Origin of the sequence: Paenibacillus ihbetae (assembly GCF_002741055.1) — a bacterium.
Classification (GTDB): domain Bacteria; phylum Bacillota; class Bacilli; order Paenibacillales; family Paenibacillaceae; genus Paenibacillus_AQ; species Paenibacillus_AQ ihbetae.
In genome coordinates this window covers 25,964-43,893 of the sequence record NZ_CP016809.1, presented here as the reverse complement: position 1 = coordinate 43,893, position 17,930 = coordinate 25,964, and the positions used below count along the sequence as shown (strand labels likewise).

Below are 17,930 nucleotides of genomic sequence, written 5' to 3'. Positions count from 1 at the left end.
CGACAGGGAAAGCTTATTCATTCGGAGGTGTCATGAAATGTTGAAGAAGGCTGTGCTGCTCATCTTATCCTTCGTGCTGGCGTTTACGCTGGCCGCTTGCTCAGGCGGTTCGAATACCGATGTGACGGGCGGCGTCAAGATCGAAAAGGTGTCGGACATGGAAGGAACAGTGCGGGTCGCCCTCGCCGGCTGGCAGCTGGAGAATGGCATCGACGCGCTGACCGGCAATCCAGTGATTGGTCTCAATGAATACCTGGATAAGACGTTCAAGATCATGTACCCGAACATCAAGCTCGAGGTGTACCAGATCCCGTGGGAAAATGTCAAAGCCAAGCAGTCCGCCATGCTCTTATCCGGTGACGCCGATGTCTTGTATACCGGCGGCGCGTTCGCTTCCCAGTGGTATCAGGATGGACTCCTGCGCGATCTGGATGATCTGATAGCCAATGATTCCTCCTTCGATCCAGGCATTTATCTGGAAGGAATCATGAACAATTCGTACAGCACCAAGTCGCCGGACGGAACGAAGCAATTTGGCATTCCTGCCGTTCTCGGCCGCAGAATGACGATTTACGATAAGAAGCTGTTTGAAGACTGGGGTGTTGAACCGCTCTCGGCTAAGCCTGGTCCCGATGAAATTCTCGAGAAGGCCAAGAAAATGACCGGGAAAAATCCGAAGACTGGCGAAGATAATTACGGCCTCTTCTGGAGCGGCAACTCGTTAAACGGCTCCACCTTTGTCGCATTGACCCTCGCGTACGGCGCCAAGGGAGCGGAAGGAACGCTGAAGGATGTTAAGAGCATCAAGTGGCATCTGAATTCTCCGGAGATGGTCAAGGTGCTGGAATGGCTGAAGGAAGCTGCCAAGCTGCCGCCGGCAGGCTTCGTGAATGCACAGGGCGCTGAAAATTTCGGTCTGGAGAAAAACAACATCGCGATTGCGCTCGATTCCACCGGAGGATCCACCATGAGCGAATACCGCTCAAAGCAGAACAAAGAGCTTCTGGACCGTTTCGAGCCCGTGATGAACATGGGGCCTGACGGAGAAGGATGGGTGGCGGTCGATCCGTTCGTCATGGCGAAGAATGCCAAGGATGTGGAGGCATCATGGGAAGTGCTCAAATTCTTGAGCGGTCATATGACGCAGAAATACCGATACGAGAACTTCTCCAGTACACCAACCTTGAAAAACGCCGATTTTGTTACGCCGGAGGACAAATATGTGAAAAAGGCGCTTGAAATCGCAGAAGTCGGCCATTCCGAGCTGATGGATGAAGCCAATCCGTTCTACATGAGCGACATCGCGCCGGCAATCAACGGGTTTATCAGCCAAGCGGCCTCCGGCAACGCGCCGGATATCCAGAAATTCCTGGATGATCTTCAGTCGCGCGCTGAGAAATGGTCCGCCAATTTGAAGTAACTTCCAATCATGGATAGACGGGCCTAACCATGATGAGTATATGAACAGCACATCATAAAATATTCCAATTTGTATGTACATTTAGGATTTCCGGCCGCATTGGCCGGTTTTTTTATGTTTGACCATCCTTTTTTGAAGCCGGCGACGGCTTCGTGCCCCCTTTGCGCATGGAAGAAAATATGCTTCTAAGCATTATGATCAGGGCGAGCAGAAGGGGGACATAAATTTGAAAGATGGGGAAATGGTATTTCAAATTTTGCTCAAAACCAATCCATAAATGATGGATAAGATTCGGCGAAATAAAGGAAATCGCATATATAAATCCTCCAACGGCCAGTGTGAGCATTTTATGGCTTATCTTGATCAGCTGCGAAAGACCAAGCACCGCCGCCATGTAAAAGGCCGTCATCTTGACGAAGATGCCGATATAGATCAGCATCATAATGATCGGATCCAGCCGCTCCAGGAAATTCGCAATCTGGATCAGGCGGACGCTGCGGAGCATCGGAAGCGTTGAGATGCTAGTTATGGTCGGGTCCAGAATGGCAAGGTTCAATATGCTGAAGATTAGCAGGAACACTCCGACGAACAGGTAAGACAGCACCGTTACCTTGGTTAACGGCTTTCGGTTGTTCAGATGGCTCCAGAACACGAGAAATACGACGATCTGACCGAACGGAAAGCTGATGACTTTCGGAATTGCCGCGTTGATGACGGGCATTACCCCGTTTTCAAGAATCGGAAGCAGTCGTTCGAGATGAATCAAATTGGTCGAGATGAACATCATAACGAGCAGAAAATAGCCGATCATGGTAATCGGGAGTAAAAACTCGACCACCCGAAAGAACACCTCGATTCCTTTGGACACGGCGTACCCGGACAAGACAATCATGATGAGCATTAAGAGGAACAACGGGGTATTCGGAAGAAAAGCCACATTGATAATGTCTCCGAATTCGCGGGTGTTTCTCATGGATTCATAGATAAAATAGAAGATATACGCAATGGCCAAGATTGTACCGATTAATCGTCCGAAATGATGCTTCAGAATCTGAAAAAGACCCTTTCCGGCATTCTGTTTCTGAATATAGAGATAGACGAAGAGCAGCAATAACCCGGCCAGCATCCCGGTGAGCATAACCAGCCAGGCGTCTTGGTTCACTTCAATCCCCAGCTGGTACAAAGGCGAGCTTCCGATGATGAATAATATGGTCATTGCGATCAGTTGATACTTATCAATTTTTTCCATATCCATATCATCCTTAAGATATTGTCCTTAGTCCTTGAAGAGATTTGCTGCATGATCCTACTTCTTGTTCGGTTCCAGCATATTCGAGAACGGCTGATAGAGCATATTGGTATTCTCGATGCTGGTGTTTATATGCAGACGGATGTCGATTTGCTCGAGCGGCCGCTTCGATTGGCTCAGCCTTTCCCAGGCAGCGGGCTGTTTTCGGTGAATCGCATTTCGGATGCCTGCCACATCAACGTTCAATTCCCTCATCTTGCTCCATGCAGCTTGGATTTCTTCCTTGATTTCATCCTCGATGACCCGCTCCAATCCCTTGATGACTTCCGGGTCTCTCAGTTTCTTTGGGCAGCTCATTTCATCGATTACGCCTTCGGTTTTTACACGAACATCCAAGGTAATCCCATCCGCCTTCAACTTTGGCTCAAGCTGGGTTGATGCTCGTATCACGCGGTAGCTCGAGAGCTGTGCTGGATTTTTCTCGTCGCACGGAAACACAATAATCATTCTTTTGACATCGTTCGATAACCAGGCGACGCCGCGGCTTTCCCGGCGATTCATCCAACCGATCAATTTATCCCTGCGGAATACGCCAAGATCGCCAAGCTTGATAACGGCCTCGCTTCGAGAGGATTTGAGCGCGTCCAGCGAGGATTGCGCCTGCTTATCGCCGGAAATCCTTACCTCGGGAACTTTGCCATCGGTGAACGGGTTGGCAACCATTGTTGCGAAGTCGATGAGACTAATGTTCTGGACCTGCGATAAATTGTCATGGCTTTGTTCGATGACCCGTTGAATGGCGTTGCCGTTTATTTTCTCAAGCGGGATGAACACCTCTAATAAATCGGAGGCCTTTTCCTTGGTCAGAAGGACCGACATCGTTTCCCGGCTTTCGATCGGACGCAGAAAGAAATCCAGAATCTGTTTAACCCCATCGGAGCGGGCTACGCTTTCATTCATGATCATGACCGAGTTATGACCGAAGAAAAGGGTTCGTGACGTCTCCAGGCTTGCGTTCTGCATGGCTTCACGGATTGTTCGGCCTCGTGTCGAGAAGATCGTGACCGGGGACTGGCTGCCTCCGACGCCGCCGCCGGTTTGCGTGGCAATGGCCTGCGGAATGACAACCTGGAAGGAAATGATCCATTGTTTTTGATCCTCGTCCCGGTCGATTGCCGTTGCGGAAACAAAGCTCAGGGAGTTCAATTCGTTGCTGTCCCAGCATCCGACCAGGAGCAGCGGGAAGATTAGCATAATTATAGGAAATAGCCGTATGCGGCCCATACGTCATCCACCTCTTTAGCTGCCGTGATGCTTGTTATTGATTGTCTTCCGATGGCGATGGTTTAAGATTTTTGCTTTGCCGTGTAACGTTCTCTGTATTGATCAATCTCGGTCTGCGCTTCATGGCCCACCACGGAACCCGGATTAAAGTGTCCTTCTGATCGGAAGGAATGAAGGGCGCGACTGGAACCAGATAGGGAATTCCGAAGGAACGCAGCCCGCTCAAATGGATGAGTACTGCGATCATCCCGGCAATGATACCGAATAAACCCAAGGTGGCGGCCAGGATCATAAAGCCGAACCGCAGCAGCCTCGCCGAGTTCGAAATACTGATCGATGGGGCAACGAAGCTGGCAATGGCCGTAAAGGATACGATAATGACCATCGCAGCCGATACCAAGCCGGCTTGAACCGCAGCTTGGCCAAGAACCAGGGCTCCCACAATCGAAATCGCCGAACCGATCGCTCTCGGCATGCGAACGCCGGCCTCCCTGAGGACTTCAAACGTAATTTCCATTGCGAACGCTTCGACCAACGCTGGAAAGGGAACACCCTCCCGCTGCGCGGCCAAACTGATCAGGAGCAGGGTTGGGAGCATCTGCTGGTGAAAGGTCGTAATCGCGATATAGAGAGAGGGCAGAAGCATGGATAACACGAACGAAACCATGCGCAGCAAGCGCAGAAATGTGGCGATGTCATGCTTCTGATAGTAGTCCTCGCTGGATTGAAACAGCTTGAAGATCGTGATAGGCGCGATAAGCACAAACGGAGTCCCATCGACCAGAATCGCCACTTTGCCTTCCAAGACCGCACCGGCAACCGCGTCGGGCCGCTCCGTATTCGTGATCGTCGGAAAAGGCGTGAAGGTCCGGTCCTGGATAAACTCTTCGATATATCCGCTCTCCAAAATGCTGTCCGTATCGATCCGGTCCAATCGCTGAAGGATCTCTTTCACGATCTTCTCATCGGCAATCCCATGCAGATACATAATGGATACATCGGTTTGCGTCTGGCGTCCGATTTTTCGGTTGATGATCCACAGGTCAGGACTTTTGATTTTCCGGCGAATTAAGGCAGTGTTCGTCCGGATATTTTCGGTGAAGCCTTCCTTCGGTCCGCGAATGACGGTTTGTGACTGAGGTTCATCCACACTGCGCTGTTCACCGCCGAAAGAACTCGCAAGGACGCCTTTTACCGAGCCGTTCACGAGAATCGCCGTATTTCCCGCTAATACCGCATTGAGCAGCTGATCCATGCTGTTTAGCTCGCTGACGGTTCCATTAGATAGAAACCGGTTCTGGATCAAGCCGACAATCTGAGAGGGGGTAGGGGAGGAGGCGATGTCCACAGAATTGGTCTGCGTCAGGGAATCCATGATGGAATGGTTGATGATCTGATCATTCACCAGACCATCAATAAAAATCACGGCCGCGCGGATTTCACATCCCACAACCTGGTCCAGCCTCCGTATGATAATATCCGGGCTGTTGCCTGTGCGCTCCCGGATAATGCGCAAATTGATGTCCAGCTGATCAGACAAAGCGGTCCCGTCCGTCAGTACTTGTTGAAACATCTGCTCTTCTCTGGTTTTGGATCGGGCGGCTGAACGGCTGCGCTTCTTGAAAAAGAACATCTTTATAACCACCTTAACCAGTTGTCGTATGCCTTAAGGGTTACCTATTTCCTGGAATCATAATCACCCGCACTTGCAGCTGCTCTTATGGCAAAGCCGAAACTTTATTATATAGGTACAACCATACTAGCGTTGGCTGGTACACAGTTGTTGGGTAAACGTTTCGGTTGGACCATCGTTACTCTGCCTTCATTCCGACTCTGCGGACTTTGGATGTCACATGAATCTCGAACGTAGATTTCTTATACAGCTCTTGCCACCGCTCGGCCGTCTGAACGTTCCGATTCCAGTACGTGGGCTTCGTGGCCCGAACGAGCTCCCCGAACCCGAAGATGTCGGATTCCTTCTCCTGGGTTTCCCGAAGCAGCCCGATGATCAGCTCTTTGACGGAATGCTCGTTCTCCGTGGCGATTTCCTCCAGAATGCGGGACGAGTTGATCGGGATTACCTCTTCGTTTTTCTCTTCGACGTTGACCTCGGTCATTGCCGTGATCGTAAAGTGGGGGAGGCCGTCCTTGATTTTAACCGTCGTTGTTGATTCCCGGTTGGTCGCATGAATGGTAACGATTTGCGAGTCATCGCCTAAATGAATGATCCCCCGGTAACCCGCAGGGCTGATTCCCTTAATGACCAAATATCCGGCAATTTCAAACGGCTTCGTCGTACCGACCATCCTCGCCCCCTTGAAGTAAGCGATCCCGCTGATTTGAACGTTCTCTCCTTCCATGATTTGAATATAAGGGAGGAACCCTTCCTGGCCTTTCTTCGAGGAATTGCTCCAGAACGTCCCAATGTAATTGGTCGGGAATTTCCCGTGTCTGACCGCATCATCCAGCGTGGACGCCAGGTACAGCGTCGGGACACGCTCCAGCTTCGGAGCAGCTTCCATCAGCGCCTTCGCTTTGCCCTTCGAAACCATCATCCATGCCATTCGGCGAACTTCCGCATTGCGATGAAGATAATCGTTTATATTTTGGATGCCTCTTCTCGCAATGTCCTCGGAAATCACGATGACCCGCAGGTGGCCGAAAAACAATTTTCCCGATATCTGCTGCTGCAAATTCATCATGGCATCATCGATCGTATGACCGACGACGCTGAGCACCCATACGGTTTCCTTTCCTCCACCGTCGTCGCTGCCACCGCTCTCGCCAGGTCCCAGGGGGATGCGTCCCGGAAGCGCGATTTGCACGGACAGCTGAATCATGCTTTGCTTTGGAGCGGGGTATTTTCCCATTAAGTGGGATACCTCGTCTTCCTTCTTCTCCGCATCCGGCCCGGCGGTGTCGATGGATATGCCTAAGACGACGGCGCGTTCTTCAAGCTCCATGCGATCCCAACACCCTGTCAGCAGCGAGGCGAGAAGAAGCAGGGTCATGATGGACCTCAGCTTGTAACCTGCGGATGCATGTTCTCTCATAGATATCTTCCTCCCCGGATACGGATCATAGCGTCACGCTCACCAAATGATTTTCAACGTCATCGCCCCCACAAAAATAACGATGCCCAGCACGATGTTGGTCCAGCCTAACACGCGCGACACTTTTTTCTCCTTGTCCATCTGCGATTCATCATATTTCCGGGTGTCGACCACAAGATTGAACAACCCTGTCAAGATCCAAATGGCAATGGCGACATACAGATAACCGCTGTAAATTTCTCCGATCAACGGGAAGCCCCCCTTTTCTTGCGCAGCTTCGCGATCACCAGCAGCATGCCTGGATATACGATGGTTATCAGCAGGCCGAACTTGGATATGACGGCATTCAACTCATTTAATTCAAGTAAGCTCTGGGGCAGCATCGCGAGCACGAACAGAATCGGCAGAATGAAGAAGGACAGCATCCCTTGATCGGCCAGCTTCAGCAGCTTGCTAATCGAATAAATGGTGAAGTAGTAGCAAGAGAACAGGGAGGTGAATACGGCCGTAACCCATACGGCAAGAAATACCGCGTCCAGGCGCTCCAGCACATTGGCAGGCAGGGAGGTTGCTTTGGCCAGCTCGAGTGTCGGCCACAGCAGTGTCTTCGTTTCTTCCGCGCCGAACAGGCCGACGGTTGCGATAACGATCAGCGTGTATAGCAGCCCCGTGACAAGCATTGCCCAAATGCTTGCCCGCATCGCTTTCTCGGGTCTGCTCATGGCGGGGATGACCATCATCATAATAAAATATCCCTGAAATACTGTTGAGAGCGTAATGATCCCCATCGGGATCCCGCTCGGGTCATTCCCCCATACCGGCAGCACATTGATGATATCTGCGTTCTTTAACGAAAGTGCCACGATCAACAATGCGGGAATAAGCATAAAGGGGCTGTAAAATAAATGAATGTAGGCAAAAGACATGATATTCTTGCGTGAGGAGAAGGCTGCCAGGAGGAGCATAACCAATACGGTTACTTCCAGCGGCGTATTCTTGAGCACGGCTGTGACGACCACCTCACCGAATTCCCTTGCCACCAGCGAACACAGAACGGCAAAGAACAGGATGGATATCAGGCTTCCGATCATGCCGAGCCACCTGCCCATGATAACTTCGCTATATTGGATGTACGAATCATTGGGAAAGCGCATGCCCAAGCGGGTCATAAAGAATAATCCGATAAACGCTAACAGCATCCCCAAAAATGTGACAAGCGGAGCTCCGGCATCCGCTGCCCGCACCGCGGCGAGTGGAAGTGCAAGGACGCCTACCCCCACGATCGTGCTGATTGTGACCGCAGATGCCTGCAGCACGGTTATCTGGCGCTGATTATTCATAGCTTAATGCCCCTTATCTCCGTTAGGATGGGTGGAACTCATGATGTTATTCGAAGCATGATCGACTTGGTCGATCATATCGCCGCCCAATCTTGTGGTGTCCTGCGGATGGAGGAAGGACGGCCTGTTCTTCATTTTCCAGAGTGGTCCGCGGGTCAGCAGATCGCGCATGCCCTGCACATTGCCGGGAACGAACGGACTCAGGTAAGGAACGCCAAACGATTTGAGCGACAACAGATGATTGGTAATGAGAATAAGCCCGACCATCACGCCATAGAGACCGAACACGCCGGCCAGAATAATTAACGGAAACCGGAGGATCCGGAGTGCCAGCGCCGCATTGTATGCAGGGGTAGCGAATGACCCGATGGTTGTCAGAGCAATGATGACGACGGTGATCGGGCTGGAGAAGCCTGCAGCCACCGCAGCCTGTCCAATGACCAGCACACCAACGATCGATAAAGCCCCGCCAACCTGCTGCGGCAGACGAATCGTCGCTTCCCGCAGCACTTCCATGGAAATTTCGATGACCAGCACTTCAATGACGGCTGGAAAGGGCACGCCTGCCCGTCCGCCGGCTACCGCCACGGCAAATTCGGTCGGGATCAATTCCGGATTGAAAGAAATGATCGCTACATACAGTGAAGGGAAGACCAAAGAGAAGACAAGGGCAACGAGCCGGGACATCCGGATCGCGCTCATCAGAACATATCGTTCGGTATAGTCCTCCACGGTCTGATAGAACTGGCTGAAGACCGTCGGTACGATTAGAGCCATCGGCGAGCCATCCACCATAATCGCTACTCTTCCTTCGAGCAAATTGGCTACAACTTTATCCGGCCGTTCCGTATATTGGATTTGCGGAAACGGGGACCAATGGTTGTCTTCAATAAATTGCTCGAGATAGCCGGCATCGAGCACGGCATCGATATCGATGGAGGAGAGGCGTTTATTTACTTCTTTTACGATGCCCGGGTTGGTGATTCCCTCCATGTAACAGACGGCAACCTTGGATTTGGTCTTCGTTCCGATCTGCATGGATTTCACCCGAAAATCCGGTGTCTGCAGTCGGTAACGAAGAAGGGAAATATTCGTCCCCAAGGATTCTATAAAGCCTTCGCGCGCCCCTCGAATGACTTGTTCCGTGGCGGGCTGCTCGATCGATCTCTGGGCAAGCTTCCGGGTTTCGATAACAATCGCCTCGTTCAGCCCGTCGATAACGACGACGGATTGCCCGCGCAGCAGACTGTCGATCAGAATTGAAATATTTCGTTCAGCGAATCCTTCGCTATGATATAGCGTATCTTCTAATAATGTATCCCTCAGCGCATGAAGCGGGATGCTCTCCACATCGATATGGGGAGGACCGTATTTTAGCGGCTTCAATATTGTATTATTGATCACGGCATGGTCCGTTATATCCGTGAAATAAAACAGGACCGCAGCATGCTGTCCGAATATCTGGAAGGAATGGACGATAAAATCGTCGCTGCCCCCAAGAAGCTCCTTGATGCTTGAGGTTGTTTCTTCCAGACTTTCGGAAATGTCCCGCCCCTCGACCTGCTTTGTCACCGGTTTGTCAGCGGAATTCCCCTTTCTTGACCGGTTTGAACCCTGCCATTTGGAAAAAGACATGGATGCTCACACCTTTCCCGATTTAACGGTGCTCATAGCTACTGAATATTTTGACTCAGTATTTCCTCCGATTGTAATTTTTATCAATTGATAGCGAACCATTCGATAGTGGCATGAACCTTACATCCTCATTTGAAAGTTTTTTGATGCTTGTTATTACGCTGCCTGGCCGAGCCTGATCGAAAGCGTCGTGTGGAGGAGGTGCAGCAGATACGTCGAATGAATATAGGGAGAGGAGAGGTTACACCCGGTTGTGGAACGGCAAAAATAGAAGTGCATATTACCGTGCTCCGCAAGGAGACGGTCTTGGAGGTTATTTTTATGAAGACACTGGATTCGTTAACGTCATATGAACTGCTGCAGCATCAAAGGCTGCACGATATACAGTCCGACGGAGCTTTGCTGGAGCATAAGCGCAGCGGGGCCAGAATCATCCTGCTCTCTAATGACGATGAGAATAAGGTGTTTACGATCGGTTTTCGGACACCGCCAACCGACAATACGGGGCTAACGCATATTTTGGAGCATGCCGTGCTGTGCGGATCGCGCAAGTTTCCTGCCAAGGATTCCTTTGTAGAGCTGTCTAAGGGCTCCCTGAACACCTTTCTGAATGCGATGACCTTCGCGGATAAAACGATTTATCCGGTAGCAAGCCGGAATGACCAAGACTTCCACAATTTGATGGATGTCTATATGGATGCGGTTCTTCATCCCAACATTCATCAAGAAGAAGCGATATTTCTTCAAGAGGGCTGGAATTACAATCTGGAATCGGCGGATGCAGAGCTCAAATATAACGGTGTCGTGTACAACGAAATGAAGGGCGCCTTTTCCTCGCCTGAACGGGTCGTATACCGGTCCGTGTTGAACTCGCTGTTCCCGGACACGATCTATTCCTTGGAATCCGGCGGACATCCGGATGATATTCCGAACCTGCAATATCAGGAGCTGCTGGCTTATCACTCGAAATATTACCATCCTTCCAACAGCTATATTTATTTATATGGAAGCATGGATATGGAGGAGAAGCTAAAATGGCTTGACGAGACATATCTCGGTCATTATGACCGGGCGGATGCAGCTTCCAATATCATGCTCCAAGCTCCGTTTCATCGACGGGCGGAGGCGGTGACTTCGTATTCGATCGGAGGCGGAGAATCGGAGGAGAACCGCTCCTATTTGACGTATAATGCAGTGATCGGAACGAGCCTGGATGCTGAGCTGGCGATCGCTTTTCAAGTATTGCACTATGCGCTGCTGGGATCGCAAGGGGCTCCCTTGCGACAGTCCATCCTGGACCAAGGGATCGCGAAGGAGGTGTATGGAACCTATCAGAGCCGAATCTATCAGCCGGTCTTCAGCATCGTTGCGAAAGGGAGCAACCAGAGCGATCGGGATCTATTCGTTGATACGATTACGAATGTCTTGAATGAACTGGTAAGCAAGGGCATCGACAGGGATTCTCTGCTTGCCGGCATCAGCTTCTACGAATTTCAATACCGGGAAGCCGATTTCGGCCGTTACCCGAAGGGCTTAAGCTATGCGCTGCAAGTGCTAGGGAGCTGGCTTTATAATGATCATGCGCCTTTTGTGCATCTGGAGAGCCATCATATCTTCGAACGACTCAAAGAAAAGATGGATAAAGGGTATTTCGAGGGGCTGATAGAGCGGTATTTGATTCGAAATACGCATGCATCCGTTGTCGCTGTCGTTCCGGAAAAAGGGCTGGGCGCCAAAAACGAGCAAAAGCTTAAAGCACGTCTTCAATCCTACCGGGATCAGTTGAACCCGGATGAGCTTCAGCAGCTCGTCGATCGCACCAAGGCTCTTAAGGCATATCAGAACGAACCTTCGACCAAGGAGCAATCGGCAACGATCCCCTTGCTCTCGCGGGAGGATTTGGACCCGCAATCACCAAAGCTCGGCCTGGAGCTCGATCGACTGGATGATACCTCCATTTTATATCACAAGCTGTTTACCAACGGGATCGGTTATTTGCGCCTATGCTTTGATCTGAACAAGGTTCCACAGGATTTGCTTGCCTATGCCGGCATATTGGAGGGGGCAATCGGATCCGTCAATACGGAGCGTTTCAGCTACCATCAGCTTGCCAATCGGATCAACATTCATACAGGCGGGATACACACGAGCATCGAAGCATACGGCAGCGCAAAGCAGGTCAATGGCTATAAAGCCGTGTTTGAATTTCAAGCGAAGGTGCTGTACAGCCAGCTGAGCTCCGCTTTCGAATTGATCCAGGAAATGATCCTGTCCTCGAACTTCGATGATACGAAACGGCTGTATGAGTTGATTGCTCAGCTCAAATCCAGTGAGCAGCGGAAGCTGATTTCATCGGGTCATCTGGCGGCAAGGGAGCGGGCTTTGTCCTATCATTCCGCCGTGTACGCGTTCCGCGATAGGGTCGGCGGGATTTCCCACTATCGGCTGCTGGAGCATTTGGAAAGCCATTTTGACGAGGAGAAGGACGCGCTTATCCATCGATTGAAGGAGCTGGCCGGCTATATCTTCAGGCCGGAAAATCTGCTGGTAAGCTATACGGCCGAGCAGGAAGGCCTCGCAAGTGTCAAGCCGCTGGCGGCTGCGTTTAAAGAGAAGCTGTATCATCACCCGGTGCAGCGGGTGCTTGTAGAATTCACGCCGCAGCTTCGCAATGAAGGCTTTAAGACGTCATCCGAGGTTCAATATGCGGCGCAAACCGGCAATTTTATCGATAAGGGATATCCGTATACCGGTTCTTTGCGGGTGCTGAAAATGATTCTGTCCTATGATTATCTGTGGAACCAGATCCGGGTGAAAGGCGGTGCTTACGGCTGCATGACCGGATTCCAACGGGACGGCAACAGCTATATGGTATCCTACCGCGATCCGAACCTTGCTCGAACGTATGAGGTTTATGCCCAAATCCCGGATTATTTACGGGGCTTTAAGGCGAGTGACCAGGAGATGACCCGATATATCATCGGGGCGATCCGGGAACTAGAGCCGGCGAACAGCCCTGCTGCCGCTTCAGCGAACTCGCTGGTCTTGTATCTTTGCGATTATGATGATGATGATTTGCAGAGAGAAAGGGACGAGGTGCTGAATACAACGGCGGAAGACGTTGCGGGTCTTGCTCCGCTAGTCGAGTCGGTGCTCGAGTTGGGCAGTAAATGCACGGTTGGGAATGAAGACAGCGTAGAAGCCCAGCGACATTTATTCGGGGAAGTTCTCCCTTTGTTTGAGAAGTAATTGGGGCGGTAGTGCCCGTTTAACGGGCCAAAACGCAATCCCGCTTCACCTGCGGCCATTCAACCGCACGTTGAGATCGGAGTCGACCAAAAGTCGCCAAAAACCGGCGGCTTTTGTGATTTTATGCGATAAGTTCTTGTCCCTAGCTTGAAATCGTTTATAATTATCAGATAGTAGTAGATATTTTAATCTATAAATATTTATAATAGACTAGAATGATATGGTGATCATTACAACGGAACTGGTTCTTTGTTGAGGTGACGTTTTGCTTAGGTTGGATAAGCGGCGGCGCCTACTCTTTTTTTGCAAATATAGTGGATAAGGAAGGATATCATGAGCAGCATTCAGAAAAAAACAGACGTCATCTTAATTGGTGCCGGGATTATGAGCGCGACATTGGGAGCTTTACTGAAAGAGCTGGCGCCTGAGTGGGAAATCAGAGTGTTTGAGAAACTGGCAAGTCCGGGGGAAGAGAGCTCCAACGAATGGAATAATGCAGGCACGGGACATGCTGCGTTGTGCGAGCTTAATTATACAACCGAAAAACCTGACGGAACTATAGATATCAGCAAAGCGATTAAAATTAATGAGCAATTTCAGCTTTCGCGTCAATTCTGGTCTTATCTGGTTAGCAGCAATCTGATCCGCAATCCTCAGGACTTTATTATGCCTATTCCTCATATGAGTTTGGTGCAAGGGGAGAGCAATGTTAGCTTTTTAAAGAAACGTTTTGAAGCGCTGTCAAACAACCCGCTGTTTCAAGGAATGGAATATTCCGAGGATCCGGAGAAGCTGAAGGAATGGATTCCGCTGATCATGGAAGGACGGACTTCCAGCGAACCGATGGCCGCCACCAAAATTGATTCCGGAACGGACGTTAACTTTGGTGCTTTAACGCGCATGCTGTTCGACCACTTGAAGAGTCACAACGTTGAGGTTCACTACAAGCATATGGTGAAAGATATTAAACGGGGCAGCGACGGTTCTTGGAAACTTAAAGTTCGTAATATCGACACCGGTTCGGTTGAGGAGCATACGGCGAAGTTTGTCTTCATCGGCGGAGGCGGAGGCAGTCTGCCTTTACTGCAGAAGACCGGCATTCCTGAATCCAAGCATATCGGCGGTTTCCCGGTAAGCGGCCTGTTCATGGTATGCAACAATCCGGAGGTTGTCGAGCAGCATCATGCCAAGGTGTATGGTAAAGCCAAGGTTGGAGCGCCTCCAATGTCGGTTCCACACTTGGATACAAGATATATCGACAATAAGAAAACCCTGTTGTTTGGTCCTTTTGCCGGTTTCTCGCCGAAGTTCTTGAAGACGGGAAGCAATCTTGACCTGATCCGTTCCGTTAAACCGAACAATCTGCTCACGATGCTGGCAGCCGGCGTTAAAGAGATGGCGTTGACGAAATATCTGATCCAGCAAGTGCTGTTATCCAATGAAAAGCGCATGGAAGAGCTGCGTGAGTTCATCCCGAACGCCAAGAGCGAGGATTGGGAAATTGTCGTAGCAGGCCAGCGGGTACAGGTTATCAAGGATACGGACGCCGGCAAAGGCACGCTCCAATTCGGTACGGAGGTCATAAGCGCTTCCGATGGCTCGATTGCTGCATTGCTCGGCGCTTCTCCAGGTGCTTCTACGGCCGTTCACGTTATGCTTGAAGTGCTGCAAAAGTGCTTCCCTCAGCATATGAAGGAATGGGAGCCGAAGATTAAAGAGATGATTCCTTCCTATGGCGTTTCCCTCGTGGATCAGCCTGAGCTGCTGCAAGAAATTCATCACTCCACCTCGAAGACGCTTGGTCTAAGCGAAAAAGAACTCGTCCATAGTTAATTCTTTAATTATATTGATGAGATCGATCTCTCAATTTTCATTGATGATCGGTTCACAAAAGAACCTTAATCCGCCCTTGGATTTGAGGTTCTTTTTGCTATTTGTGATAGAGGACAAAGATGTGAGCAAAATCCGAACAATAATGTGAGCAAAACCCGAACAATAGGCGGATGGATTTGATCGATGGCTGGACTTCAAGGTAGTATATTCCTGAAGGCATGAGGAGCGATGAGAGGAGCAAGATGACTTTGGTACCGGTACAAGAGCATGAATTTGGTCTGGAACGGCTTAAGCTTGAGGCGGCCCATTTTATACAAGCATGTTACACCGAATTACATAAACCTGAAGCTGAAATGAAACAACGCCTGGCTGAAGTACAAACGCAAATCATGGAGTCGGGTACATACGAGCATACCGATGAGGAGTTAACCCATGGCTGCCGGATGGCATGGAGAAACAGCAATCGCTGCATTGGCCGCTTGTTTTGGGAAGGACTCACCGTGTTTGATGCCCGGCATGTCACTACCGATGAGGAGATGGCGGATGCTTTGTTCAAGCATATAGCGTACGCTACGAATGGCGGTCAAATTCGTCCTGCAATAACCGTTTTTAGACCGGCAGATCCTCTGAAGCATCATCCCGATCCGCGAGTATGGAATCATCAGCTTATTCGATATGCTGGCTATGAGACGGATCATGGGATGGTCGGGGACCCGGATTCGCTTGCGCTGACATCTTTATGTCATTCACTCGGATGGGAGGGAATGAGAACGCCATTCGATGTATTGCCGCTGGTGATCAGTGCACAGGGAAAGAAACCCCGTTGGTTTGATATCCCCAAGGAGCTTGTGCTGGAGGTGCCGATCGAGCACCCGCAATACCCGCAATTGCGTAAGCTCGGCATTCGGTGGTACGAAGTGCCGATTGTGTCCGACATGCGGCTTGAGATTGGCGGCATTTCTTATACGGCAGCTCCTTTCAATGGTTGGTACATGGGAACGGAGATTGGCGCTCGCAACTTGGCGGATGAGCAGCGGTATAACTTGCTGCCGACACTAGCCGAGATTATGGGGCTGCCTACAAGGCATGAATCTACGCTATGGCGCGATCGTGCGCTTGTTGAATTGAATGTGGCTGTTTTGTACTCTTATAAGAAGAATGGGGTTACGATTGTAGATCATCATACAGCTGCTAAGCAATTGAAACGCTTCGAGTCGAATGAGGAGAAGAGAGGCTGTCCGGTAACAGGGGATTGGACATGGCTAATACCGCCGCTGTCGCCCGCCACGACACATATATTTCATCGTTCATACGACAATCGGATCGTGACGCCTAATTTTTTCTATAGAGATTCGGATTCAAGCTTGAATGAAACCATGCTCTAGAGAATCTGGCGATAAACTCGGGACTAAGGTCATTTGTGGAGCGTATTGGCAATCGCAGCGTTTAAACATTTATAATGAATGATTGTTATTAATTTCACATAATAAGTCAATAAAATAAGGAGGGGGGAAATCATGACAGAGTCTTATATATCACCAAGCAGCACATGCACGGAGAAATGTCGCACCCTGGTGTGTTTTATTGCCGGGATCCTGACGTACCGGAATAACTTTGAAGACGCAGCCAATGAAATTGCGAAAAGGTATCGTCATGCAAAAATTGTGATGATTTTCCCCTACGGTTTGGCCAACGGCAAGCAAGGTTCTGCTTTATTCCGGCTGCTGACCCGTCAATTGAGTCAAGCTGGCTTTGACTTGGTTCGTGATCAATCGCGGCGAGTTAAGGAAGCATCACACATCATACGTGCGCATGCAGCCGATGTGGAACGGTTGATTCTGATCGGTCACAGCGCAGGCGGCGTGATCGCATACCGGACTGGGCTTGAGTTGCAAGAACACTATGGGGCTCAGCAGATTCGAGTGTTTGGTGTAGGTTGCCCGAAATTTTATTTGAAGGACATTCCATATAATGAGGGTTTTACGTATATAACAGGCCAAAATCGAGACCGAATCACGCAAATCGGCAGCTGGCGCAAACCAGGCTCCAAAATATATAAAGGAAAGCCTGGACGCGAAATTCAACTGGATTTTAATCCGGATCATCAAGGCTGGCGGTTTCACGCATCTTATTTTTTGAAATCGTCTTGGGCCGACGCTAATGAAACGTTCCGAACGAACTCTGAAGAATTGATCGCCAAGATTTATGAATTATGTCCGGATCATTGAGCAAGAGAGGTATGAAAGTAAGAATGAATATAGATGATGTGTATGGATGGAATTGACTGTGAAATCACTTAAAACGCTCAGGGGCGTTTTTGAAACTTGTGTCTGTTTCACAAAACTCGTATTTTGTACATATGTATTACTCGAGGAACGCATCCCCGCATACGAGACTTGAATAGCGGGGTTTTCAATGAAATCAAGAACTTTATCCTTCGCCACCCAGCGACTATCGGTTGTTTCCTCAGTAACAGCTAATAACTCCCCACCATACCATTTAAAAATCCCTGTATTTGAATAGACACCAGCAATTCCACTTTCCTCTTTGATTTCGCGAATCAAACCATCTATCAGATTTTCTCCAACTTCCACTTGTCCACCAAGGTATACCCAACCACCGTCACGAGTTTTTACTAAAAGTATATTTCCTTGCTCATCTTCTATAAATCCACCTGTTGCAACGATATGCGTTGGAAATGGCATATTACGACCTCCTTATGCAGTAATGTTTGTATATTTATTCCACAGCTTTCTCTCACTACCCTGCCCGTAAGTTTAATGAAATTTCTTTGAAACATAGTTAGATACTCATCTAATCGGTAATCGGCTTATATTATTGTCCTTTACGGCAATCGGAACAAGTTC

General features: G+C 49.8%; 13 protein-coding genes. 5 read left to right on the top strand and 8 right to left on the bottom strand.

Going from position 1 to position 17,930, the window contains the following annotated elements:
- Nucleotides 1-40 precede the first annotated feature (40 nt).
- Entirely contained in the window at nt 41-1,420 is a 1,380-nt protein-coding gene (locus BBD41_RS00200) for an extracellular solute-binding protein (protein WP_099480371.1), read from the top strand.
- Nucleotides 1,421-1,532: 112 nt separating this feature from the next.
- Here the strand turns inward: BBD41_RS00200 and BBD41_RS00195 are convergent, their stop codons facing one another.
- From BBD41_RS00195 to BBD41_RS00165, 7 genes are all read right to left on the bottom strand, one after another.
- A complete protein-coding gene (locus BBD41_RS00195; RefSeq protein ID WP_099476316.1) occupies nt 1,533-2,669 on the bottom strand; it encodes a GerAB/ArcD/ProY family transporter in 1,137 nt (378 codons plus the stop codon).
- Between the two features lie 57 nt (nt 2,670-2,726).
- A complete protein-coding gene (locus BBD41_RS00190) occupies nt 2,727-3,953 on the bottom strand; it encodes a Ger(x)C family spore germination protein (RefSeq protein WP_099476315.1) in 1,227 nt (408 codons plus the stop codon).
- A 34-nt stretch (nt 3,954-3,987) separates the two neighbouring features.
- Nucleotides 3,988-5,586 (bottom strand): spore germination protein, encoded by a 1,599-nt coding sequence (locus tag BBD41_RS00185; protein ID WP_099476314.1) that lies wholly within the window; start codon nt 5,584-5,586, stop codon nt 3,988-3,990.
- 178 nt (nt 5,587-5,764) lie between these two features.
- On the bottom strand, nt 5,765-7,006 hold the full coding sequence (locus BBD41_RS00180) for a Ger(x)C family spore germination protein (RefSeq protein WP_099476313.1): 1,242 nt from the start codon (nt 7,004-7,006) through the stop codon (nt 5,765-5,767).
- A gap of 39 nt (nt 7,007-7,045) precedes the next feature.
- The gene (locus BBD41_RS00175) at nt 7,046-7,255 is read right to left on the bottom strand and encodes a CLC_0170 family protein (RefSeq protein ID WP_077566301.1); all 210 of its coding nucleotides are present in this window, start codon (nt 7,253-7,255) and stop codon (nt 7,046-7,048) included.
- Nucleotides 7,252-8,346 carry a GerAB/ArcD/ProY family transporter gene (locus BBD41_RS00170; RefSeq protein ID WP_077566303.1) on the bottom strand — a complete coding sequence of 365 codons (1,095 nt, stop codon included), beginning with the start codon at nt 8,344-8,346 and terminating at the stop codon, nt 7,252-7,254. Before BBD41_RS00170 ends, BBD41_RS00175 begins: the two co-directional genes overlap by 4 nt.
- Nucleotides 8,347-8,349: 3 nt before the next feature.
- Nucleotides 8,350-9,981, bottom strand: a complete 1,632-nt coding sequence (locus BBD41_RS00165) for a spore germination protein (RefSeq protein ID WP_099476312.1) — start codon at nt 9,979-9,981, stop codon at nt 8,350-8,352.
- A gap of 321 nt (nt 9,982-10,302) precedes the next feature.
- Here BBD41_RS00165 and BBD41_RS00160 point away from each other — a divergent pair, with 321 nt between their 5' ends.
- The 4 genes from BBD41_RS00160 to BBD41_RS00145 all read left to right on the top strand — a co-directional run bounded on the left by BBD41_RS00160 (nt 10,303) and on the right by BBD41_RS00145 (nt 17,291).
- Nucleotides 10,303-13,230, top strand: a complete 2,928-nt coding sequence (locus BBD41_RS00160) for an insulinase family protein (protein ID WP_099480369.1) — start codon at nt 10,303-10,305, stop codon at nt 13,228-13,230.
- A gap of 333 nt (nt 13,231-13,563) precedes the next feature.
- Nucleotides 13,564-15,063: a malate:quinone oxidoreductase gene (locus BBD41_RS00155; RefSeq protein WP_099476311.1), complete on the top strand. Its 1,500-nt coding sequence runs from the start codon at nt 13,564-13,566 to the stop codon at nt 15,061-15,063.
- Nucleotides 15,064-15,305: 242 nt separating this feature from the next.
- The gene (locus tag BBD41_RS00150; RefSeq protein ID WP_099476310.1) at nt 15,306-16,448 is read left to right on the top strand and encodes a nitric oxide synthase oxygenase; all 1,143 of its coding nucleotides are present in this window, start codon (nt 15,306-15,308) and stop codon (nt 16,446-16,448) included.
- Between the two features lie 132 nt (nt 16,449-16,580).
- Entirely contained in the window at nt 16,581-17,291 is a 711-nt protein-coding gene (locus tag BBD41_RS00145; RefSeq protein ID WP_099476309.1) for a lipase family protein, read from the top strand.
- On the opposite strand, the gene BBD41_RS00140 is transcribed toward BBD41_RS00145, so the two are convergent.
- Nucleotides 17,274-17,768: an NUDIX hydrolase gene (locus tag BBD41_RS00140; protein ID WP_099476308.1), complete on the bottom strand. Its 495-nt coding sequence runs from the start codon at nt 17,766-17,768 to the stop codon at nt 17,274-17,276. The two genes, BBD41_RS00145 and BBD41_RS00140, sit on opposite strands and share 18 nt — an antisense overlap.
- Nucleotides 17,769-17,930: the final 162 nt, after the last annotated feature.